The sequence below is a fragment of the Bordetella bronchiseptica genome, assembly GCF_900636925.1.
Classification (GTDB): Bacteria; Pseudomonadota; Gammaproteobacteria; order Burkholderiales; family Burkholderiaceae_B; genus Bordetella; species Bordetella pertussis.
Map to the genome: position 1 here is coordinate 1,136,308 of NZ_LR134326.1, position 20,122 is coordinate 1,156,429.

General features: G+C 68.5%; 17 protein-coding genes. 7 read left to right on the top strand and 10 right to left on the bottom strand.

Going from position 1 to position 20,122, the window contains the following annotated elements; all coding sequences use genetic code 11:
* Positions 1–63 precede the first annotated feature (63 nt).
* Positions 64–2,814 (bottom strand): M16 family metallopeptidase, encoded by a 2,751-nt coding sequence (locus EL288_RS05390; RefSeq protein ID WP_003814074.1) that lies wholly within the window; start codon positions 2,812–2,814, stop codon positions 64–66.
* Between the two features lie 332 nt (positions 2,815–3,146).
* Between EL288_RS05390 and EL288_RS05395 the strand changes: the two genes are divergently transcribed.
* Both EL288_RS05395 and EL288_RS05400 read left to right on the top strand, forming a co-directional pair.
* The gene (locus EL288_RS05395) at positions 3,147–3,521 is read left to right on the top strand and encodes a hypothetical protein (protein WP_003814072.1); all 375 of its coding nucleotides are present in this window, start codon (positions 3,147–3,149) and stop codon (positions 3,519–3,521) included.
* A 37-nt stretch (positions 3,522–3,558) separates the two neighbouring features.
* A complete protein-coding gene (locus tag EL288_RS05400; RefSeq protein ID WP_004566468.1) occupies positions 3,559–4,113 on the top strand; it encodes a GNAT family N-acetyltransferase in 555 nt (184 codons plus the stop codon).
* 3 nt (positions 4,114–4,116) lie between these two features.
* Here the strand turns inward: EL288_RS05400 and EL288_RS05405 are convergent, their stop codons facing one another.
* Positions 4,117–5,289 carry a vWA domain-containing protein gene (locus EL288_RS05405; RefSeq protein WP_003814068.1) on the bottom strand — a complete coding sequence of 391 codons (1,173 nt, stop codon included), beginning with the start codon at positions 5,287–5,289 and terminating at the stop codon, positions 4,117–4,119.
* Between the two features lie 21 nt (positions 5,290–5,310).
* Positions 5,311–6,198, bottom strand: coding sequence for an AAA family ATPase (locus EL288_RS05410; protein WP_003814066.1), 888 nt, complete (start codon positions 6,196–6,198; stop codon positions 5,311–5,313).
* A gap of 160 nt (positions 6,199–6,358) precedes the next feature.
* Here EL288_RS05410 and EL288_RS05415 point away from each other — a divergent pair, with 160 nt between their 5' ends.
* Complete coding sequence (locus EL288_RS05415) at positions 6,359–6,712, top strand: c-type cytochrome (protein ID WP_003814065.1); 354 nt, start codon at positions 6,359–6,361, stop codon at positions 6,710–6,712.
* Between the two features lie 12 nt (positions 6,713–6,724).
* Complete coding sequence (locus tag EL288_RS05420) at positions 6,725–7,087, top strand: c-type cytochrome (protein WP_003814063.1); 363 nt, start codon at positions 6,725–6,727, stop codon at positions 7,085–7,087.
* Between the two features lie 50 nt (positions 7,088–7,137).
* Here EL288_RS05420 and EL288_RS05425 read toward each other — a convergent pair whose 3' ends face one another.
* On the bottom strand, positions 7,138–7,563 hold the full coding sequence (locus EL288_RS05425) for a DUF1841 family protein (protein WP_003814061.1): 426 nt from the start codon (positions 7,561–7,563) through the stop codon (positions 7,138–7,140).
* A gap of 202 nt (positions 7,564–7,765) precedes the next feature.
* On the opposite strand from EL288_RS05425, the gene icd reads away from it, so the two are divergent.
* The 3 genes from icd to EL288_RS05440 all read left to right on the top strand — a co-directional run bounded on the left by icd (position 7,766) and on the right by EL288_RS05440 (position 11,601).
* A complete protein-coding gene (gene icd / locus EL288_RS05430; protein WP_003814059.1) occupies positions 7,766–9,022 on the top strand; it encodes an NADP-dependent isocitrate dehydrogenase in 1,257 nt (418 codons plus the stop codon).
* Between the two features lie 198 nt (positions 9,023–9,220).
* Positions 9,221–10,201: a glycosyltransferase family 9 protein gene (locus tag EL288_RS05435; RefSeq protein WP_003814057.1), complete on the top strand. Its 981-nt coding sequence runs from the start codon at positions 9,221–9,223 to the stop codon at positions 10,199–10,201.
* 149 nt (positions 10,202–10,350) lie between these two features.
* Entirely contained in the window at positions 10,351–11,601 is a 1,251-nt protein-coding gene (locus tag EL288_RS05440; RefSeq protein ID WP_015065061.1) for an O-antigen ligase family protein, read from the top strand.
* An 8-nt stretch (positions 11,602–11,609) separates the two neighbouring features.
* Here EL288_RS05440 and kdpE read toward each other — a convergent pair whose 3' ends face one another.
* The 6 genes from kdpE to kdpF all read right to left on the bottom strand — a co-directional run bounded on the left by kdpE (position 11,610) and on the right by kdpF (position 19,797).
* Positions 11,610–12,305, bottom strand: a complete 696-nt coding sequence (gene kdpE, locus EL288_RS05445; RefSeq protein ID WP_003814052.1) for a two-component system response regulator KdpE — start codon at positions 12,303–12,305, stop codon at positions 11,610–11,612.
* Positions 12,306–12,311: 6 nt separating this feature from the next.
* The gene (locus tag EL288_RS05450; RefSeq protein WP_268746252.1) at positions 12,312–15,059 is read right to left on the bottom strand and encodes a sensor histidine kinase; all 2,748 of its coding nucleotides are present in this window, start codon (positions 15,057–15,059) and stop codon (positions 12,312–12,314) included.
* A 65-nt stretch (positions 15,060–15,124) separates the two neighbouring features.
* A complete protein-coding gene (gene kdpC / locus EL288_RS05455) occupies positions 15,125–15,724 on the bottom strand; it encodes a potassium-transporting ATPase subunit KdpC (RefSeq protein WP_003814050.1) in 600 nt (199 codons plus the stop codon).
* Positions 15,725–15,734: 10 nt separating this feature from the next.
* Positions 15,735–17,900: a potassium-transporting ATPase subunit KdpB gene (gene kdpB / locus EL288_RS05460; RefSeq protein WP_010926987.1), complete on the bottom strand. Its 2,166-nt coding sequence runs from the start codon at positions 17,898–17,900 to the stop codon at positions 15,735–15,737.
* A 23-nt stretch (positions 17,901–17,923) separates the two neighbouring features.
* Complete coding sequence (kdpA, locus tag EL288_RS05465; protein ID WP_003814045.1) at positions 17,924–19,708, bottom strand: potassium-transporting ATPase subunit KdpA; 1,785 nt, start codon at positions 19,706–19,708, stop codon at positions 17,924–17,926.
* Positions 19,708–19,797, bottom strand: coding sequence for a K(+)-transporting ATPase subunit F (kdpF, locus tag EL288_RS05470; protein WP_017685545.1), 90 nt, complete (start codon positions 19,795–19,797; stop codon positions 19,708–19,710). Before kdpF ends, kdpA begins: the two co-directional genes overlap by 1 nt.
* Between the last annotated feature and the right edge of the window lie 325 nt (positions 19,798–20,122).

The following is a 20,122-nucleotide window of genomic DNA, read 5'->3' on the forward strand; positions in this document are numbered from 1 at the left end:
GGATGTCAGTTTCCACCGGGGGGCAGGCTGGAAGTCAGCCTGCGCCAGTCCCCATGCGGCCCCTCAAGGGGCGGATTTCTTGGTGAAATCCCCCGCCACGGCGGTGCTGAACGCCTCGGGCTTGAGATACTTGCGCAGCGCGGCGTTGACCTGGTCGGGCGTGAGCGCCTCGAGTTTGCGGTCCATGTCGGCCGACCACTGGAAGCTGCGGCCGGTCTGCATGTAGTTCACCCAGGTATCGGCCAGCACGTCATCCTGGGCGCGCGCCAGGTTGCGGTAGTTCAGCAGCGCCACGACGCCGTCGCGGACCTCCTGGTCCGTGAAGCCGTCCTTGAGGGCGCGGGCCAGCTCTTCCGAGATGGCCTTTTCCAGGCGTGCCCGGTTCTGCGGCGCGTAGATGGCGTAGATCGTCCAGTTCGCGGACGGCTCGTACGACGACACCGACAGGTTGCTGCGCACGTTGTACGACAGGCCTTCGGTTTCGCGCACGCGGTGCCACAGGCGCGAGGTTTCCGAGGTGCCGAGCAGGAAGTTGGCCAGGTACAGGGCGGGGTAGTCGGCGTTGGTGTCCTGCAGCTGCAGCGGCATGCGCGAGATGTAGAAGGCGTTGGCCTTGTCGGGCGTGGCGATGTCGAATTGCTGCGCGGGCACGGCGCGGTAGGGATCCGGCAGGCGGGTATAGGCGGGTGCGCTGCGCCAGCCGTCCAGGCCCTTGCGCAGCACGGCCTCGACCGCGGCGGGATCGAATTCGCCCACGGCCGAGAACTTGATCCGGCCGGCGCCGTACAGCTTGCCGCTGACCGTGGCCAGGTCGTCGCGCGACAGGCTGCGCAGCTGCTCCAGGGCTTCGTCGAAGGTGGGCACATACCGCACGTCGTCGGCCGGCCACGGATTGTTGTGGCGTGCCAGGGCGCGCGAGGCCAGCGCGGTCGGGTCGGTCATCGCGTCCTGCACCATGGTGATGGCCTGGCGCTTGTATTCCTCGACCTGGTCCTGCGGGAAGCTGGCGTTGCGCACCACATCCAGCACCAGCGCCATCACGTCGGGCAGGTTCTTGCCGAGCGTGGAGATGTTGACCACCAGGTTGGTGCCGCTGCCATTGATGGCGGCTTCGGCCTGCAGCTGGTCCAGGCGGTCCTGGATGGCCTGGCGCGACAGCTTGTCGGTGCCGCGGTCGAGCAGGGCGGCCGCGGCGGCCAGCGCCACGCGCTGGCCGCGCAGCGCTTCGGCGTCGCCGAACTGGATCAGCAGTTCGGCCTGCACGCGGTCGCCGCGCGTGGCCTTGGGCAGCAAGGCCAGTTCGACCTGGCCGTTGGGCAGGTCGAGCGTGCGCCGCAGGGTGCGCTTGTCGATATTGGCTGGCGACGGATCGAAGGCCTCGACGGCCTTGAAGTTCGGGTCGCCCTTGTAGTCCTTGAAGACGGCCGCCAGGTCGGCGCGCTGCGCCAGCGGCGCGCGCTGCGGCTTTTCGGTGGGAATGTAGCGGCCTTCGGTGCGATTGCTGCGCACCAGGTAGGCGACGGCGGCGCGCTGCACGTCGTCCAGCTTGGCCTCGCGCACGCGGTCGCGCTGCAGGAAGAACAGGCGCCAGTCGCCCGAGGCAATGGCTTCCGACAGGGCCACGCCGACCTTCTCCGGATCGGCATAGGTCTGCTGCCAGGCGGTCAGCCACTTGCTGCGGGCGCGCTCCAGTTCCTCCTGGCTGAACGGTTTGCTGGACAGGGATTCGAGCGTGGCGGTCAGGGTCTGCAGCGCCTTGTCCTGGTCCATGCCGGGTTGCAGCTGGGCGCCGAACATGGCCAGGCCGGGGTCGAGCTGGTCCATGGTGAAGCCGAATACGCCCGACGCCAGCTTGGTGGGGACCAGCGCGTGGTACAGGCGGCCCGACGGCGTGTCGGCCAGGATGGTGGCGGCCAGGTCCAGCCCGACGAAATCGGGGCTGCCGGCGGCGGGCAGGTGGTACATGGCGGCCACCAGCGGGGTGCCGCCGGCGCGGCGCAGCGTCACCGAGCGCTCGCCGTCCTGGACCGGCTCCACGGTGTATTCGGGCGGCAGGGTGCGCTTGGGCTTGGGCAGCTTGCCCAGCGAGGACTGGATATCGGCCAGGGCCGTCTGCGGATCGAACTTGCCCGCGACGATCAGCACGGCGTTGTCGGGCTGGTAATACTCGTGGTAGAAGGCGCGCAATTGCGCGATGTCCACGTTCTCGACGTCGCTGCGCGCGCCGATGGTGCTCTTGCCGTAGTTGTGCCACTGGTAGGCGGCGGCCTGCATCTTCTGCATGAGCACGCGGAACGGGTTGTTCTCGCCGCTTTCCATCTCGTTGCGGACCACGGTCATCTCGGAGTCGAGGTCTTCCCTGGCGATCAGCGAGTTGACCATGGCGTCGGCCTGCCAGCCCAGGTACCACTTGAGGGTTTCGGGATTGGCCGCGAAGCTGGCGAAGTAATTGGTGCGATCCGACGAGGTGGAGCCGTTGGCCTGCAGGCCGCGGCGCGAGAACTCGCCCAGCGCGTTGCGGATGGCGGGCGTGCCCTTGAACAGCATGTGCTCGAGCAGGTGGGCCATGCCGGTCTGGCCGTAGTTCTCGTTGCGCGATCCCACCAGGTACGTCATGTTGACCGTGGTGGTGGGCTTGGACGCGTCGGGCGCCAGCAGCACGCGCAGGCCGTTGGCCAGGCGGTATTCGGTAATGCCCTCGATCGAGGACACTTCCGAGACGCCCGCGGGGAGCGACGCGGCGCCGGCCTGGAAAGCCAGGAACGACGACACTAACAATGCATTCAGGCGGCGCGACAGAAGCGGCAGGCGCATGGGGATGACCTCGAAACTAGCGGAATCCGTTGGAGTGTATACGTTTCGATTGGTTCACCCGGGCCGGGACGCGCGCGGAGCCGGCTGGCCGCGCCGCCATGCTGCGGCACGGCATGGATTATGGGGACGGGGGAGTGATTTGAAGACAGGGCTGGCACGGGTGTAAGCTAAATGTCCGATATGGTTTCCCCTAGTCTGACGGGATGCGCGACAGCCTTTCCTGGCTTCCCGTCCTTCGCCCCCACTCCGCCTTCCGTGCGCTGTGCCGGCGCTTGTTTGCTCGCGCCTTCGCAGCCGGCCCGACGCCGGCGCTCACTCCGGAGGATCGATTCATGCTGACCGATATCGTCACGCGCGCCCTGTCCCAGTTGCTTGGCAATTCCCTGTCGGGCGACGTCATCAAAGGGCGCTTTCGCTACGCTTATGCCAGCGATGACGGCCGTTTTGTGGCCATCCTGGGCCATGACCTGACTACTTATGTGGTGGATGTCGATGCACAGCGCTACTTCGCGGAGTGCGCTGGCGTGCCGTGCGGATTCGCCGGGCACGTGCTTGAGATGGAGGGCGCGCAGGAGCATGGCCACCCCTGGCCCGCCGTCAATGATCTGTTCGACCTGGACATGGACGGCGATGAAATCGCCTGGCGCCGCTGTCCGGGAGCCGTGGCCCTGGCGGCGACGCGGCAGGCGCAAAGCCGCGTGGCCTGAGCGGCGGGCGGGGCGCTCGGCTGGCTACAATGCCGGCATGAACGCCACGCCTTCCCCCGCCCCGACCGGCGCCACGCTGGTCGACTGCACGCATGACCGCCACGCGGCGGCCATCCTGGATATCTTCAACGACGCCATCCTGACGTCGACGGCGCTGTACGACTACCAGCCGCGCGCGCTGGCTTCGATGGAGGCCTGGTTCCAGGCCAAGCGCCAGGGCGGCTTCCCGGTAGTGGGCTTCGAGGACGCGGCGGGCGTGCTGATGGGGTTCGCCAGCTACGGCACGTTTCGCGCCTGGCCGGCGTACAAGTACTCGGTCGAGCACTCGGTGTACGTGGACCGCCGCTATCGCGGCCGCGGGCTGGGCGAAGCCTTGCTGCGGGCGCTGATCGAGCGGGCCCGCCTGCAGCAGGTCCACGTGCTGGTGGGCGGGATCGACGCCACCAACGCCGGCAGCGTCGCGCTGCACCGCAAGCTGGGGTTCGTGCACGCCGGCACGATCACGCAGGCCGGATTCAAGTTCGGGCGCTGGCTCGACCTGGCGTTCTATCAGCTGACGCTCGACACGCCCCTGCGGCCGGTCGACGGCTGAACGCTATTTGGACAGCTGGCGCATGGCCTGTTCCAGGCCCGCCACGGTGACCGGGTACATGCGGTCCTGCATGATGTCGCGCAGCAGGGCGATCGACTGCCTATAGCGCCAGGACGCGGTGGGCTCGGGGTTGAGCCAGGCGGCCTTGGGCCAGGCGTCGAGCAGCCGGCGCAGCCAGACCGCGCCGGCCTCCTTGTTGTAGTGCTCGACCGAGCCCCCGGGCTGCAGGATTTCGTACGGGCTCATGGTGGCGTCGCCGACGATGATCAGGCGCCAGTCGGCGTTGTACTTGCGCAGGACGTCCCAGGTTTCGAAGCGCTCGTTCTGGCGCCGGCGGTTGTTCTGCCAGAGGTTTTCGTACGGGCAGTTGTGGAAGTAATAGACGTCGAGGTGGCGGAACTCGCTGCGCGCGGCCGAAAACAGTTCCTCCACGCGCGCGATGTGGTCGTCCATGCTGCCGCCCACGTCCAGCAGCATCAGCACCTTGACGGTATTGCGGCGCTCGGGCACCAGCCGCAGGTCGAGGTGGCCGGCGTTGCGCGCCGTGCTGGCGATGGTGTCGTCCAGGTCCAGTTCCAGGTCGGCGCCCTGGCGCGCGAAACGGCGCAGGCGCCGCAGCGCGACCTTGAAGTTGCGCGTGCCCAGTTCGAGCTGGTCGTCGTAGTCGCGGAACTGGCGCATGTCCCACACCTTGACCGCGGTGCGGTTGCCGGCCGAATCGCCGCCGACGCGGATGCCTTCCGGGTGATAGCCGCCGTTGCCGAACGGCGAGGTGCCGCCGGTGCCGATCCACTTGCTGCCGCCCGCGTGCCTTTCCTGCTGTTCCTCGAGGCGTTGCTTGAACAGTTCCATCAGCTTGTCCCAGCCGTGCGCTTCGATGGCGGCCTTTTCTTCGGGCGTGAGGGTTTTCTCGAATTCCTTGATCAGCCAGTCCAGCGGGATGTCGCGGTCGGCGGGCAGGGCGGCGGCGATGCCGCGATAGTAGGCGCCGAACGCGGCGTCATAGCGGTCGTAGAGGCTTTCGTCCTTGACCAGCGCGGTGCGCGCCAGGAAGTAGAAATCGTCGAGCGTGGGCGCCATCAGGCGCTGGCGCAGCGCCTCGAGCAGGGTCAGGTACTCCTGCACCGACACCGGCAGCTTGTGGGCGCGCAGATGATAGAAGAAATCGATCAGCATGGGGCAGGGCCTGGCGTGGCGTCAGCGGCGCTGGGCGCCGCGCGCCATGGCGCCCAGGCGCTCCAGCAGATGCACGTCCTGCTCGTTCTTGAGCAGCGCCCCGGCCAGCACCGGCACGGCGGTGGCCGCGTGGGCGTCGATCTCGGCGGCCGGGATCGCCTCGGCCAGCAGCAGGCGCAGCCAGTCCAGCAGCTCGGAGGTCGACGGCTTTTTCTTCAGGCCCGGCGCTTCGCGCAGCGCGAAGAAGGTATCGAGCGCGGCGCGCAGCACGTCCTGGCGGATGTCGGGGTAGTGCACGCCGACGATATCGCGCATGGTGTCGCGGTCCGGAAAGCGGATGTAGTGGAAAAAGCAGCGCCGCAGAAAGGCGTCGGGCAGGTCTTTCTCGTTGTTGGAGGTGATGATGACCAGCGGGCGGTGCCGCGCCTGCACGGTCTGGCGCGTCTCGTAGACATGGAATTCCATGCGGTCGAGCTCGCGCAGCAGGTCATTGGGGAATTCGATGTCGGCCTTGTCGATCTCGTCGATCAGCAGGACGACCGGTTCGGGCGCCTCGAAGGCCTGCCACAGCGTGCCCTGCACGATGTAGTTGCGGATGTCGCGGACCTTCTCGTCGCCCAGCTGCGAATCGCGCAGGCGCGAGACCGCGTCGTATTCGTACAGGCCCTGGTGCGCCTTGGTGGTGGACTTGATGTGCCATTGCAGCAGCGGGCGGTCCAGCGCGCGCGCCACTTCCTCGGCCAGCATCGTCTTGCCCGTGCCGGGCTCGCCCTTGATCAAGAGGGGGCGCTGCAGCGTCAGCGCGGCGTTGACGGCCAGCTTCAGGTCGTCGGTGGCGACGTAGCGGTCGGTACCTTCGAAACGGGCCGATTGGGCGGGGGCGGAAGAGGAGGACGCGGACGTGGGCATGGAGTGGCAGTCAATGAGGCGCGACAGCGCCGAGGCATGATAAGGAATGGTCTTGCGGCAATTATCGTACAATCGCAGGGTTTTGCGACCGGCTAGGGATTTTTACCCGGTGTCTTGAAGAAGAAGTTCTCCTTTCGTATTCAGCCATACAAGAGCCATTATGAAGTTGCGAATTTCGATGACGCGCACGGTTTCCGTGCTGGCAGTATTGGCGTCCTGTGCGATCGCCGGTCCGGCGGCCGCGGCCGACGCGGCGCCGGTCGGCAACGCGCAGAACGCCCGTGACAAGGTGTCGATGTGCATAGGCTGCCACGGCATCCCGGGCTACAAGGCCTCGTTCCCCGAGCTTTATCACGTTCCGATGATCGCTGGCCAGAATGCCAAGTACATCGAAGCGGCGCTCAATGAGTACAGGAAGGGCGCGCGCAGCCATCCGACGATGGACGCGGTGGCCGGCAGCCTGTCCGACCAGGACATCGCCGACCTGGCGGCCTACTACTCATCTCTCAAGTAATCGGGGCAGACCATGAAACGCTTTACGTTTGCCCTTGCGGGCATAGTTCTGGCGACCGCCGGCGTCTCGGCGCAGGCCCAGGATGTGGTGGCCGGCAAGGCCGTGTTCGACAAGTTCAATTGCGCGTCCTGCCACGGCGCCGACGCCAAGACCAGCGTCCAGCCGGAGTATCCGGTGCTGGCCGGCCAGCATGCCGATTACCTGGCGCATGCGCTCAAGGCCTACAAGCGTGGCGCCGCGGGCAGCGCGGCCACGGCCAACGTGCGCAAGAACCCGATCATGGGCGCGTTCGCGGCGCAGCTGTCGGACCAGGACATCCGCAACGTCGCGGCCTGGCTGGCGGCGCAGCCCAGCGACCTGGGCGTGCGCCAGTAAGCGGTGCCGGCGGCGCCGGGCAAGCCCCCGATCCGGGGGCTTTTCCTTTTCTAGCGCTCGGCGCGCTGGCGGATCAGCTCGATGTAGGCGTCGCTGTCGAGCGGCGTACCCAGGCGTTGAGCCTCCCATACCACCTGGCCCAGGCATTCCATGATTTCATGGGCGGCCTGGTGCGCGTCGCCGCGGCCGACCAGGCGCTGGTACGCCGCGCGGATGCCGCGCGGATGGTCGATCGACAACTGCTCGGCGATCGCCAGGTGCATGGACAGGTGCAGGAACGGGTTGGTGCGGCCGTGCTCGACCGGGTACTCGGCGGTCATGGCCTCGGGGCTTTCGAGGTCGCCGTGGTACTCGGGATGTTCGAGGATCCAGTCCAGCGCCATGGATTCGAGCGGGGTCAGGACCTCGGTGGCGCGGTGCTTGCGCCAGGTTTCGATAAAGAATTCGCGAACCTGGTCGCGGGAAGGATTGAACATCGGCGCTTCAAAGACAGGCGGGAAGGATAGGCCATTTTACCGCCTGCCGGACCCCCTGCCGGGCGCGCCGGGCCAATGCGATATAGAATTGGAGGTTGTCCGCCATCCGGCCCGGGTTGCTTTGCGTGGTTACAAACGTGCATCTCCGGCAGAAACACGGTCAGGCGAGCGGTAAAAACCACCCGGAGCAACTGGAGCATTCATGTCCTATCAACATATCAAGGTTCCCACTGGGGGCCAAAAAATCACGGTCAACGCCGATTACTCGCTGAATGTGCCCGATCAGGTCATCATTCCGGTCATCGAGGGTGACGGTACGGGCGCCGACATCACGCCGGTGATGATCAAGGTCGTCGACGCGGCCGTGCAGAAGGCCTATGCGGGCAAGCGCAAGATCCACTGGATGGAAGTCTACGCCGGCGAGAAGGCCACCAAGGTCTACGGCCCGGACGTCTGGCTGCCCGAGGAAACCCTCGACGCCGTCAAGGACTACGTGGTGTCGATCAAGGGTCCGCTGACCACGCCGGTCGGCGGCGGCATCCGTTCGCTGAACGTGGCGCTGCGCCAGCAGCTGGACCTGTATGTCTGCCTGCGCCCGGTGCGCTACTTCAAGGGCGTGCCCTCGCCGGTGCGCGAGCCCGAGAAGACCGACATGGTCATCTTCCGCGAGAACTCGGAAGACATCTACGCGGGCATCGAGTACATGGCCGAGTCCGAGCAGGCCAAGGACCTGATCCAGTACCTGCAGACCAAGCTGGGCGTGACCAAGATCCGCTTCCCGAACACCTCGTCGATCGGCATCAAGCCGGTTTCGCGCGAAGGCACCGAGCGCCTGGTGCGCAAGGCGCTGCAGTACGCCATCGACAATGACCGCGCCTCGGTGACCCTGGTCCACAAGGGCAACATCATGAAGTTCACGGAAGGCGGCTTCCGCGACTGGGGCTACGCCCTGGCCCAGAACGAGTTCGGCGCGCAGCCGATCGACGGCGGCCCGTGGTGCAAGTTCAAGAATCCCAAGACGGGTCGCGAGATCATCGTCAAGGATTCGATCGCCGACGCCTTCCTGCAGCAGATCCTGCTGCGTCCGGCCGAATACGACGTGATCGCCACGCTGAACCTGAACGGCGACTACATCTCCGACGCGCTGGCCGCGCAAGTGGGCGGCATCGGCATTGCCCCGGGCGCCAACCTGTCGGATTCCGTGGCCATGTTCGAAGCCACCCACGGCACCGCGCCGAAGTACGCGGGCAAGGACTACGTGAACCCCGGTTCCGAAATCCTGTCGGCCGAAATGATGCTGCGCCACATGGGCTGGACCGAGGCCGCCGACCTGATCATCGCCAGCATGGAGAAATCCATCCTGTCCAAGAAGGTCACCTATGACTTCGCCCGTCTGCTCGAAGGCGCCACCCAGGTGTCGTGCTCGGGCTTCGGTCAGGTCATGATCGACAATATGTAATTGCTGTAAGGCTTCAGCCGCATCAGCCGAGAAACCCGCGCCCCTATGGGGGTAGCGGGTTTTTTGCCGAATGGGCAACGGCCATCCGGGGCCGGCATGACCCTGCCAGGCCCATAGGTATGTAACTTTTCGTTGTAAAATTTCCAGTTTTGCGTTTCAAATTTTATCCGGGGGACGTTGGCTCGGACGATAGAGAACATGGCTAAACCTGCTTCCGATATGCCCCCCTACGACAAGGCGGCCGCGCTGCGCGGCCTGGCCGGCGCACGCCGTGTGGCGCTGCTGATGGCGCCACGGCTGGGCGACACGCTGCTGATGATGAACATGGCCCGCAACCTGGCCGCGCACGGCCGCGAAGTCAGCATCTTCGGCGACTATATCCACGGCTTGCGCGACTGGTTCCCGGGCCTGGATATCCGCCCATCGCTGTCCGAGGAGCAGGCCGGCCAGGTGCTGCCCGGCTACGATTGCGCGGCCCAGATGCATGTGGGCTGGCCCTACGCGCTGCATGCGCACCAGCCGAACTATTTCTATTACGACGCGCATGTGGCGATTACCGGGCGCGGCTTCGTGAAGCTGTTCCAGATCCGCGATTTCTGTCGCGAGCAACTGGGGCTGGCGCAGGCCGGCGCCGATAACGGCTTGCGGCCGCCGCCGCAGGTGCAGCCGCACCGCAGCCATCCGCGCCGGGTGGCGCTGCATCCCACGTCGACGGGGGCCCAGCGGTGCTGGGCGCCGCGCCATTTCAAGGAGCTGGGGCTGCGCCTGCTGCACGAGGGCTACGAGCCGAACTACATCGTCGCGCCGCACGAGCGGGCCGAGTGGAGCTGGGTGCTGGACCATGGCCTGCATCTGCCCCAGTTTCCCTCCCTGTCCGAGGTGGCGGGCTTCATCCATGCCTCGGGCTGGTTCATCGGCAACGAGTCCGGCATCGGCCACCTGGCTTCCAACGTGGGCGTGCCCACCCTGTCGCTGACCGGCAGGCCCACCCGCACGCGCGCCTGGCGGCCGGCCTGGTCGACCTCGCGCATCGTCTACCCGGCCCTGATTCCCGGAGGCCGCTGGCGCGATCGCCTGTGGCGCGAGTGGCTCTCGCCGCGCCGCGTCATGTCGGCATTCCACAAGCTGCAGGCGGACGACCGGCGGCAGCCCGTGGGGGTGCCTTGGGGAAAAATCTGAGGCGATGGTGCACTGGCGCCGCGCTCAACGGTCCTAGGTGGATGTGGGATTCCGTTTCGGGTTGAGGCCGGTCCGGTATTTGCTTCTACACTGCTGCGGCGCTCAGTGCCCGATATGAAAGCGTCCCCTGTTTTTCTGCTCTTGATGCCATGCCTGTTGTCCAATTGAAAATCTTCGCCGTTCTTGCCCTGTTGATACCTGCGCTGGCGCTGGTCAGCAAAGGCGGGGGCGTCGCCGTGTTCTACACGCTAGCCGTACTGACGTCGCTCGCAATCATGGTCTACGCCGGCCGTGGCCGCGCACAGCCGTCCTGGCGCGACCTGGCCTGGCCCGGCGCGGTGCTGGCGGTGCCCTTGCTGTCGATGCTGGTCACCAACGCCTACCTCGGTATCTGGAGCGGTTCCGAGTTCGAGAAACTGCTGCGGTTCGCGCTGGCGCTTCCCCTGTTCTGGGTACTGCTGTGCGTGCCGCGCCCATGGCTGCAACAGATCCAGTGGAGCCTGCTGTTCAGCGCCTATGCCGGCGCGATCATGCTTTATGTCATCGTCGGCTGGTACGGCGGGCGCATGCAGGTCAGCTTCTACGGCGCCGAGTACAACGCCGTGGCCTTCGCCAATCTGACGCTGTTCTTCGGTTTCGCCTCGCTGTTGACGCTGGGCTGGCGGCTGACGCCCTGGCCCGGCCTGGAAGCGCTGTTGAAGGTGGGGGCGGCATGCGCCGCGGTGTATGCGGCCCATGTATCGGAGACGCGCAGCAGCTGGATGCTGCTGCCGGTTTTCGGGCTGGTGTTCCTCATGTCCCGCCGTGTCTGGAGCCTGCGCAGGAAACTGGCCGTGGGCCTGGTGCTGGTCGCGGCGCTGGCGGTGCTGGCGGGGGTGATGCTGTCCTCGCAGGGAAACCGGATGCACAAGATCCTGACGGATCTACAGCGCTATACCGTGCAGAACGATCGCAATACGTCCGTGGGCATACGCCTGCAGCTGTGGCATGCCTCGTGGATGATCTTCCAGGAGGCGCCGGTGCTGGGGGTGGGGCCGCGCAATTTCCGTGCCGAGCTGGCCAAGCTGCGCGACCGGGGCGTGGTCACGCCGGAGGTCGCCAGCGGGTACGGCGAACCCCACAATGATTTCATGGCGGCCATGGCCGGCTACGGCCTGCTCGGCCTGCTGAGCATCCTGTTGCTGTATCTCGCGCCGGCCTGGGTGTTCCTGCGCCGCATGGCCAGCGACGACCGCGTCATACGGACGGGCGCGCAGATCGGCCTGTTGTTCTGCCTCGGTTATTGCGCTTTCAGCCTGACCGAGATGATGTTCCGCAACATGCGCAGCGTGCCCATCTACAGTGCCACGCTGGTGCTGCTGCTGGCGCTGACCGCGCCGCGCGCGCCGCGCGCAGCCTAGCTGGGCGGCTATTCGCCCGCGTAGCGGTAGCCCACGCCGATTTCCGTCAGCAGGTAGCGCGGCCGGGCCGGATCGGCTTCCAGCTTCTGCCGCAGGTGGCCCATGTAGATGCGCAGGTAATGGTGGCTTTCCACATGGGACGGCCCCCATACCTCGCGCAGCAGTTCGCGGTGCGTCATGACCTTGCCGCGCGATGCCACCAGCGCGGCCAGCAGCCGGTATTCGATCTGGGTGAGGTGTACGTGCTCGCCCGCGCGGGTGACGACGCGCCGGGCCAGGTCGATCTGCACGTCGCCGAAACCGGCCTGCGCGGCATTGCCGGCGCCGCCGCGGGCGTGCCGGCGCAACAGCACGCGCAGGCGCGCCAGCAGTTCGCCGACGCCGAACGGCTTGGTCAGGTAGTCGTCGGCGCCGGCATCCAGGGCAGCGATCTTGTCGCCTTCGCTGCTGCGCGCCGACAACACCAGCACCGGCAGTTCGGTCCAGCCGCGCAGTTCGCGCAACAGCGCCATGCCATCCTCGTCGGGCAGGCCCAGGTCCAGCACCACGGCATCGGGCTGGCGCGTGCCGGCCTCGATCAGCCCCCGTCTCACGGTGTCGGTCTCGTGGACCTCGCAGCCTTCGGCTTCGAGCGCGCTGCGCACGAAGCGGCGGATATGGGCATCGTCCTCGACGATCAGTACGGTGGGGCGGTAATCGGGCATGGCGGGTCAGGCGGGTTCGGGGGGCACGGCCGGCGGCGGGGTCAGCGGCAGCGCGAAGACGAAGCAGGCGCCGCGCAGGCGCCGGGCCGGCTCGACCCAGATGCGGCCCTGGTGGGCGTCCAGGATGGCGCGGCATACCGCCAGCCCGAGGCCTGCGCCGGGGGTGGCCGACTCGCGCTGGCCGCGCGCGAATTTCTCGAAGATCCGCTGGCGGTCGGCCTGCGCGACGCCCGCCCCGTCATCGGCCACCCGTACCTGCAGGGTATGGGCGTCGGCCAGGGCGTCGATGTGGATGGCACTGCCGGGCGGCGTGTATTTGGCGGCATTTTCCAGCAGGTTGCACAGCACCCGTTCGATCAGGATGCCATCGCATTCCACCAGCGGCAGGGCAGAAAGCGGCGCGACCGTGACGGGGCGATCCTGCAGCGCGGCGTTCATGGCCGCCAGGGCCGAGCCCACCAGTTCCTCGACCGATTGCCATTGGCGCCGCAGCGGCGCATCGTGGCTTTGCAGCCGCGCCATGTCCAGCAGGTTGACGACCAGCGCGTGCATGCGCCGCGCCTGGTCCTGCATGGCGGCCACGGTTTCGAGCGCGGCCGGCGTCATGGCGGCGGGCGAGCGCTGCAGGGTCTCGGCCATGCCGAGCAAGCTGGTCAGCGGCGTGCGCAGATCGTGCGAGACCGCCGCCAGCAGGGCGTTGCGCAGGCGTTCGGATTCGATACTGAGCAGCGCCTGCTGGGCGACTTCCACATAGTGCAGCCGTTCGATGGCGATGGCGATCAGGGTGGCGTAGGCGTCGAGCTGGCGGCGCGCCGGCGCCGCGCTGTAGAGCGGCGGGCCGGCGTGGTGCAGGGCCAGCACGCCGCGCACCCGCATGGGCGCGCGCAGGGGCAGGTACAGCACGGGGCTGTTCGACAGGGTGTCGGTGCCGGCGCCGCAGGCCTGGCCGTGGTCGAAGGCCCATTGCGCCAGCGCGGGTTCGAGCGCCGCGTCGCCAGCGCCGGGCGCCAGCCGCAGCCGGTCGTCCAGGCCCAGTATGTAGAGGGCGCCGCGGGCGCCGAACGCGGCGTTCAGGAATGCCGAGGCCGCGCCGGCGATTTGCTCCGGCTGCAGGGCCGCGGACAGCTCCCGCGCGAATTCGTAAAGGCCGCGCGCATCGGCCTCGCGCCTGGCGGCGGCCCGGGCCTGCTGGCGCAAGCCGGCGGTCAGCTGGCCGATCAGCAGCCCGACCGTCAGCAGGACCGCGAACGTCAGCAGGTACTGCACGTCCGAGACGGCGAACGAGGCCAATGGCTGCACGAAGAAGAAATCGAACAGCGCGACGCTGACCACCGAGGCCAGCGCCGCCGGCCCGCGTCCGTGGCGCAGGGCCGCCGCCACGACCGCCAGCAGGAAGATCATGACGATATTGGTCTGGTGCAGAGCCGGAAAGGCCAGGCGCGAGGCCAGGGTGGCCGCCGCGCAATAGGCCAGGGCCCACAGATAGGCGCCGGCGGCGGCGTGGCCGGCGGGCGCGGAAGCGTTGCGCCACGAACGCGGGTCGCGCCGTGGCGCGGCCGTGGCCGCCGACGGCGCGCCGACCCGCACGATGTCCGCTTCCGGGCAGGCCGACGCCAGGGCATCGGCGAAGCTGCGCCGGCGCAGCAGCCGGCCCGGCGTCAGGGCGGCATCCAGCAGGCCCGACAGGCCGCGGCGGCGCCACGCGTCGCGTCCGACCACGGCCTTGGTGATGTTGTGGCGGCGCATGTAGCGGGTCGCGGCGTCGACCATGTCGGTGCCGGCCACGGTCTCGACATGCGCGCCCAGCGTCTCGGCCAGCGCCAGCGCCTGGTCCAGCCGCGCCCGGCCGGCGCGCGGCAGGGGCGCGACCCGCGGCGCCTCGATGGTGATGGCATGCCACTCGCAGTCCAGTTGCTGGGCCAGCCGGTGCGCGCTGCGCAGCACATGCTCGGCATGCGGGTCGGCGTCGATACAGGCGACCACGGCCTCGCGCGTGCGCCAGACCGGCTCGATCGCGCGTTCGTGGCGGTACGCGCGCACATCGTCGTCGACGTGTTCGGCGGTGCGGCGCAGCGCCAGTTCGCGCAGGGCGATCAGATTGCCCTTGCGGAAGAAGTGCCGGCTGGCGTGGCGGGCCTGTTCCGGCACATAGACCCGGCCCTCGCGCAGGCGGCGCAGCAATTCGTCGGCCGACAGGTCCACCAGGATGATCTCGTCGGCGGCATCGAATACCGAGTCTGGCACGGTTTCGCGCACGCGCACTCCGGTGATGCCGCCGACCGCCTCGTTCAGGCTTTCCAGGTGCTGGACGTTGAGGGTGGTCCAGACGTCGATGCCGGCCGCCAGCAGTTCCTCGACGTCCTGCCAGCGCTTGGCGTGGCGCGCCCCGGGCGCGTTGGTGTGCGCCAGTTCGTCGAGCAGCAGCAGGCGGGGCCGGCGCGCCACGGCGGCCTGCAGGTCGAATTCGCGCAGGCGGCGTCCCTGGAAGTCGAGCGTCTGCAGGGGCAGGGCCGGCAGCGTATCGAGCAGCGCGGCGGTGTCGGCGCGGCCGTGGGTTTCGACCAGCCCCGCCACGACATCCACGCCCTGCGCGGCCTGGGCGCGCGCCGCGGCCAGCATGGCATAGGTCTTGCCTACGCCGGCGCAGGCGCCGAAGTAGATGCGCAGCCGCCCGCGCCGGGCGTCGGACTGCGCCTGCTCCAGGGTCTGGAGCAGGCGGTCGGGGTCGAGGCGGTCGTTGCCGGGGTCGGCCATGGGGTGGGTGTGTCGCGTCGGGAAGGGTCGCGCGCAGGCGGCACGCATACTATACGCGCGCCGCTTCAGCGCAGGCGGTCCAGCGCCAGGTTGAGGGCCAGCACATTGACGACCGGTTCGCCCAGGATGTCCGGCACCGGGCGTTCCGTGTGCCGGGCGATGAGCTGCTCCACCGTGGCGGTGGGCAGGCCGCGGGCGCGCGCCACGCGGGCGGCCTGGTAGCCGGCCGCCGCCGGGCTGATGTGCGGATCCAGGCCGCTGCCCGAAGCGGTGGCGAGATCCACCGGAATCGGCGCCGGATTGCCGGGATCGGCCGCCCGCAAGGCGGCGATGCGCGCCCGGACGGCCTGCGCCAGCGCCGGGTTGGCGGGGCCCAGGTTCGATCCGCCCGAGGCGGCGGCGTTGTAGGGCATGGGCGCGGTGGCCGATGGCCGGCCCCAGAAATAGCGCGGATCGGTGAACGACTGGCCGATCAGCGCCGAGCCGACCACGCGGCCGTCCTGCTCGAGCAGCGAGCCGCCGGCCTGGAAGGGCCACAGCAGGCGGGCCACGCCGGTGGTGGCCAGCGGATAAAGCAGTCCGACCAGCACGGACAGCGCCAGGAAGATCACCAGGGCGGCGCGCAGGGGGCGCCCGGCGGGGGGAAGCGGAGGGTGCATGGTCATGCTCCTTTTGTCAGGTCCAGCCCAGGGCGGCCAGCGCCATGTCGATCAGTTTGATGCCGGCAAAGGGCGCCAGCAGCCCGCCCAGTCCATAGACCAGCAGGTTGCGGCGCAGCAGCACCGCCGCGCCGAGCGGGCGGTAGCGCACGCCCTTGAGCGCCAGCGGAATCAGGGCCACGATGATCAGGGCGTTGAAAATGACGGCCGAAAGAATGGCCGAGGCGGGGGTGGCCAGGCCCATCACATTGAGTTGCGCCAGCTGCGGGTACACCGCCATGAATGCCGCGGGAATGATGGCGAAGTACTTGGCGACGTCGTTGGCGACGCTGAAGGTGGTGAGCGCGCCGCGCGTCATCAGCATCTGCTTGCCGATTTCGACGATTTCGATCAGCTTGGTGGGGTTGGAGTCCAGGTCCACCATGTTGCCGGCCTCCTTGGCGGCCTGCGTGCCGGAGTTCATGGCGACCGCCACGTCGGCCTGGGCCAGCGCCGGCGCATCGTTGGTGCCGTCGCCCGTCATGGCCACCAGATGGCCGTCGGCCTGGCAGGCGCGGATCAGTTCCAGCTTGGCTTGCGGGGTGGCTTCGGCCAGGAAGTCGTCCACGCCGGCCTCGGCGGCGATGGCGGCCGCGGTCAGGGCGTTGTCGCCGGTGATCATGACCGTCTTGATGCCCATGCGGCGCAACGCGGCAAAGCGCGGCTGGATCCCGGGCTTGACGATGTCCTTGAGCTCGATCACGCCCAGCGCCTGCCCGCCTTCGGCGACCACCAGGGGCGTGCTGCCGCGGCGAGCCACGTCGTCCACGTCGCGCGCCACGGCGGCGGGCAGGCCGCCCTGTCCTTCGCCCAGCCAGCGTGCCAGGGCGTCGGCCGCTCCCTTGCGGATAAGGCGGCCGTCGAGGTCCACGCCGCTCATGCGCGACTGGGCGGAGAACGGCACGAAGCGCGCGCCGGCGGGCGCCTCGCTGCGGGTGTCCAGGATGCGCTCGGCCAGGGCGACGATGCTGCGGCCCTCGGGCGTTTCGTCGGCCAGCGACGCCAGCCGCGCGGCCTCGGCCAGCACCGCCGGGGATACCCCCGGCGCGGGGACGAAGGCCGCGGCCTGGCGATTGCCGAACGTGATCGTGCCGGTCTTGTCCAGCAGCAGGACGCTGACATCGCCGGCCGCCTCGATCGCGCGCCCCGAGGTGGCGATGACGTTGGCCCGCATCATGCGGCTCATGCCCGCCACGCCGATGGCCGACAGCAGGCCGCCGATGGTGGTGGGGATCAGGCAGACCAGCAGGGCCACCAGCACGGTGATCGACACAGCCTGCCCCGCGCCCGAGGCGGACACCGCGTACATCGAGAACGGCAGCAGACTGGCCACGACCAGCAGGAACACCAGCGTCAGGCCCACCAGCAGGATGGTCAGCGCCAGCTCATTGGGGGTTTTCTGGCGGCGGGCGCTTTCCACCATGGCGATCATGCGGTCGAGGAAGCTGTCGCCAGGGTCGGCCGCGATGCGCACGAAGATCCAGTCGGACAGGACGCGCGTGCCGCCGGTGACCGAGCAGAAATCGCTGCCGGCCGCGCGGATCACCGGCGCCGATTCGCCGGTGATGGCGCTTTCGTCGACCGAGGCGATGCCGGCGATCACCTGCCCGTCGCCCGGCACGGTTTCGCCCGCTTCGATCAGGACCACGTCGTCCCTGCGCAGCGCGCCCGAGGGGCGCGAGGTGGCGCGCGAGCGCCAGTACGGCGGCAGTGCTGCGGCGGCGTCGCTATCGCGAAAGCCTGTCAGCACCCGCGCCTCGATGGTGGTGCGCAAGCCGCGCAGGGCGGCGGCCTGCTGCCTGCCGCGCCCCTCGGCCAATGCCTCGGCGAAGTTGGCGAACAGCACGGTGAACCAGAGGCCGGCCGCGACGGCGAGGATGAAGCCCGCGGGGGCCTCGGCCAGGCCGGCCAGGGCCAGCAGCCACAACAGGGTGGTCAGGATGCTGCCGGCGTAGACGACGAACATGACGGGGTTGCGCAACTGGGCGGCCGGCGACAGTTTGCGCAGGGTGTCGCGCAGGGCGGGGCCGGCCAGCGCGCGCGACCACAGGCCGAACGCGCGATGCGGCGTGGCCGCCGGCAGGGAGGGGCTTGCAGCCGGCAGGCCGGCCTGGGCGGACAGGGGGGTAGGGGAGTTGGCCATGGAGCGTTCTCGGTTCGGAAGCGTCAGGGTTGCAGGTGTTCGGCCACCGGGCCCAGCGCCAGCGCCGGCACATAGGTCAGGGCGCCGACCAGCAGCACGGCGCCGACCAGCAGCGCGACGAACAGCGGGCCGGTGGTCGGCATGCCGCCGACGCTGGCCGGCAGCCGCGGCTTGGCGGCCAGCGAGCCGGCCAGCGCCAGGATGGCGACGATGATGGTGTAGCGGCCGAACCACATGGCCAGGCCCAGCAGGACGTTGTAGAAAGGGGTGTTGGCCGACAGTCCGGCGAACGCGCTGCCATTGTTGTTGGCGGCCGACGACATGGCGTACAGGATTTCCGAGAAACCATGCGCGCCGGGATTGAGCACGCCCGCCCTGCCCGCATCGGCCAGCACGGCGACGGCCGTGCCCGCCAGCACCAGCGCCGGCGTGGCCAGGATCACGAGGGCCACCATCTGCATGTCCAGGGCTTCGATCTTCTTGCCCAGGTACTCGGGCGTGCGGCCTATCATCAGCCCGGCGATGAACACCGCGAGAATGGCGAAGGCCAGCATGCCGTACAGGCCCGAGCCCACGCCGCCGTAGATCACCTCGCCCAGCTGCATCTGCAACAGCGGCGTGACGCCGCCCAGGGCGCTGAATGAATCGTGCATGCCATTGACCGCGCCGCACGAGGCCGCGGTGGTGACGGTGGCGAACAGCGCCGTGGCGGCCACGCCGAAGCGGGCTTCCTTGCCTTCGAGATTGCCGCCGTCGGCCAGCAGCGCCGCTTCGGCCTGGCGCAGGGCAGGCGTGGGCTGCTGCTCGAAATACGCCGCGCTGGCGGCGAATCCGGCAAACAGCACCGTCATGGCCGCCAGGATGGCGACGCCTTGCCGGCGGCTGCCGACCATCTCGCCGAAGGTCCAGCACAGCGCCGCCGGGATCAGGAGAATCGCCAGCATTTCCAGCAGGTTGGACCAGGCGTTGGGGTTTTCGTACGGGTGGGCGGAATTGGCGTTGAAAAAGCCGCCGCCGTTGGTTCCCAGCAGCTTGATGGCCTCTTGCGAGGCGACCGGGCCCATGGGCAGGGTCTGCACGCGGGTGACGACGGTGTCGGTCAGGGGTTGGCCGGCTGGTCCGGTCATGGGCTGGCCCTGCGCGTCCAGCCGCGCGGTCTCGTACTGCTGCGCCTGCACGGTTTGCGCTTCGACGTACGGGTCCAGGTTCTGCACCACGCCCTGGCTGACCAGCGCCAGCGCCAGGATGAACGACAGCGGCAGCAGCACGTACAGCGTGGCGCGCACCAGGTCGGCCCAGAAATTGCCCAGCGTGGCGGCGCTGTGGCGGGCCAGTCCGCGTACCAGGGCGATCAGCACGGCGATGCCGGTGGCGGCCGAAACGAAGTTCTGCACCGTCAGCGCCAGCATCTGCGTCAGGTAGCTCATCGTGCTTTCGCCGGCGTAGCCCTGCCAGTTGGTGTTGGTCACGAAGCTGATGGCCGTATTGAGCGCCGAGTCGGGCGCGACGCCCGGCAGCCCGGCGGGATTGAGCGGCAACCAACCCTGGAGGCGTTGCAGGGCGTAGACGGCCAGCACTCCCAGCACGTTGAAGACCAGCATGGCCACGGCATAGCGGCGCCAGTCCATTTCGGCGGCGGGGTCCACCCCCGCCAGGCGGTAGAGTCCGCGCTCCAGTGGCTGGCCCCAGGCGGTGAGCCAGGTGCGCTCGCCGTTCATGGCCTGGCGGATGTGGCGCCCGAGCAGCGGCGCGGCGCACAGCAGGATCGCCAGGTACAGCAGCAGCAAACCGAGGAAATCGGCGTTCATCAGAATTTCTCCGGATTGAACAGCGCGTAGGCCAGGTAGGCGAAGAGCAGCGCGGCCGTCAGGCCGCCGAGCCAGTAAAGCGCGGTCATGGGCGGCCTCTCGCGAACAGTCGGGCGCACAGGCGCAGTTGCGTGCCGGTCAGGGCCGCCATGGCGGCAAAGACGGCCAGGTAAACCAGATCCATGTAGCGTTCTCCTTGGGCGCGGGGCCGCGGGGTTGGGCCGGTGGTGCGTTGTGCACGGAGCACCGGCGGACGCTGGCAGGTTACGGATCGGCGGATAAAAACGGGGTAAATGTTCCGAGGCTGGGCGTAAACGCGGCGTAAAAAACCCCTTGCCGGCCGGGCGTCCATGCACACGTGTGGGGCGCTGGTGGATTCACCGCTTTTTAAAAAAACAAGTGCACGTTTGGCAA

Excerpts from the sequence above, each read along its gene's own strand:
- EL288_RS05390 (WP_003814074.1), bottom strand. The coding sequence starts at position 2,814 with ATGCGCCTGCCGCTTCTGTCGCGCCGCCTGAATGCATTGTTAGTGTCG.
- EL288_RS05395 (WP_003814072.1), top strand. The coding sequence starts at position 3,147 with ATGCTGACCGATATCGTCACGCGCGCCCTGTCCCAGTTGCTTGGCAAT.
- EL288_RS05400 (WP_004566468.1), top strand. The coding sequence starts at position 3,559 with ATGAACGCCACGCCTTCCCCCGCCCCGACCGGCGCCACGCTGGTCGAC.
- EL288_RS05405 (WP_003814068.1), bottom strand. The coding sequence starts at position 5,289 with ATGCTGATCGATTTCTTCTATCATCTGCGCGCCCACAAGCTGCCGGTG.
- EL288_RS05410 (WP_003814066.1), bottom strand. The coding sequence starts at position 6,198 with ATGCCCACGTCCGCGTCCTCCTCTTCCGCCCCCGCCCAATCGGCCCGT.
- EL288_RS05415 (WP_003814065.1), top strand. The coding sequence starts at position 6,359 with ATGAAGTTGCGAATTTCGATGACGCGCACGGTTTCCGTGCTGGCAGTA.
- EL288_RS05420 (WP_003814063.1), top strand. The coding sequence starts at position 6,725 with ATGAAACGCTTTACGTTTGCCCTTGCGGGCATAGTTCTGGCGACCGCC.
- EL288_RS05425 (WP_003814061.1), bottom strand. The coding sequence starts at position 7,563 with ATGTTCAATCCTTCCCGCGACCAGGTTCGCGAATTCTTTATCGAAACC.
- icd (WP_003814059.1), top strand. The coding sequence starts at position 7,766 with ATGTCCTATCAACATATCAAGGTTCCCACTGGGGGCCAAAAAATCACG.
- EL288_RS05435 (WP_003814057.1), top strand. The coding sequence starts at position 9,221 with ATGGCTAAACCTGCTTCCGATATGCCCCCCTACGACAAGGCGGCCGCG.
- EL288_RS05440 (WP_015065061.1), top strand. The coding sequence starts at position 10,351 with ATGCCTGTTGTCCAATTGAAAATCTTCGCCGTTCTTGCCCTGTTGATA.
- kdpE (WP_003814052.1), bottom strand. The coding sequence starts at position 12,305 with ATGCCCGATTACCGCCCCACCGTACTGATCGTCGAGGACGATGCCCAT.
- EL288_RS05450 (WP_268746252.1), bottom strand. The coding sequence starts at position 15,059 with ATGGCCGACCCCGGCAACGACCGCCTCGACCCCGACCGCCTGCTCCAG.
- kdpC (WP_003814050.1), bottom strand. The coding sequence starts at position 15,724 with ATGACCATGCACCCTCCGCTTCCCCCCGCCGGGCGCCCCCTGCGCGCC.
- kdpB (WP_010926987.1), bottom strand. The coding sequence starts at position 17,900 with ATGGCCAACTCCCCTACCCCCCTGTCCGCCCAGGCCGGCCTGCCGGCT.
- kdpA (WP_003814045.1), bottom strand. The coding sequence starts at position 19,708 with ATGAACGCCGATTTCCTCGGTTTGCTGCTGCTGTACCTGGCGATCCTG.
- kdpF (WP_017685545.1), bottom strand. The coding sequence starts at position 19,797 with ATGACCGCGCTTTACTGGCTCGGCGGCCTGACGGCCGCGCTGCTCTTC.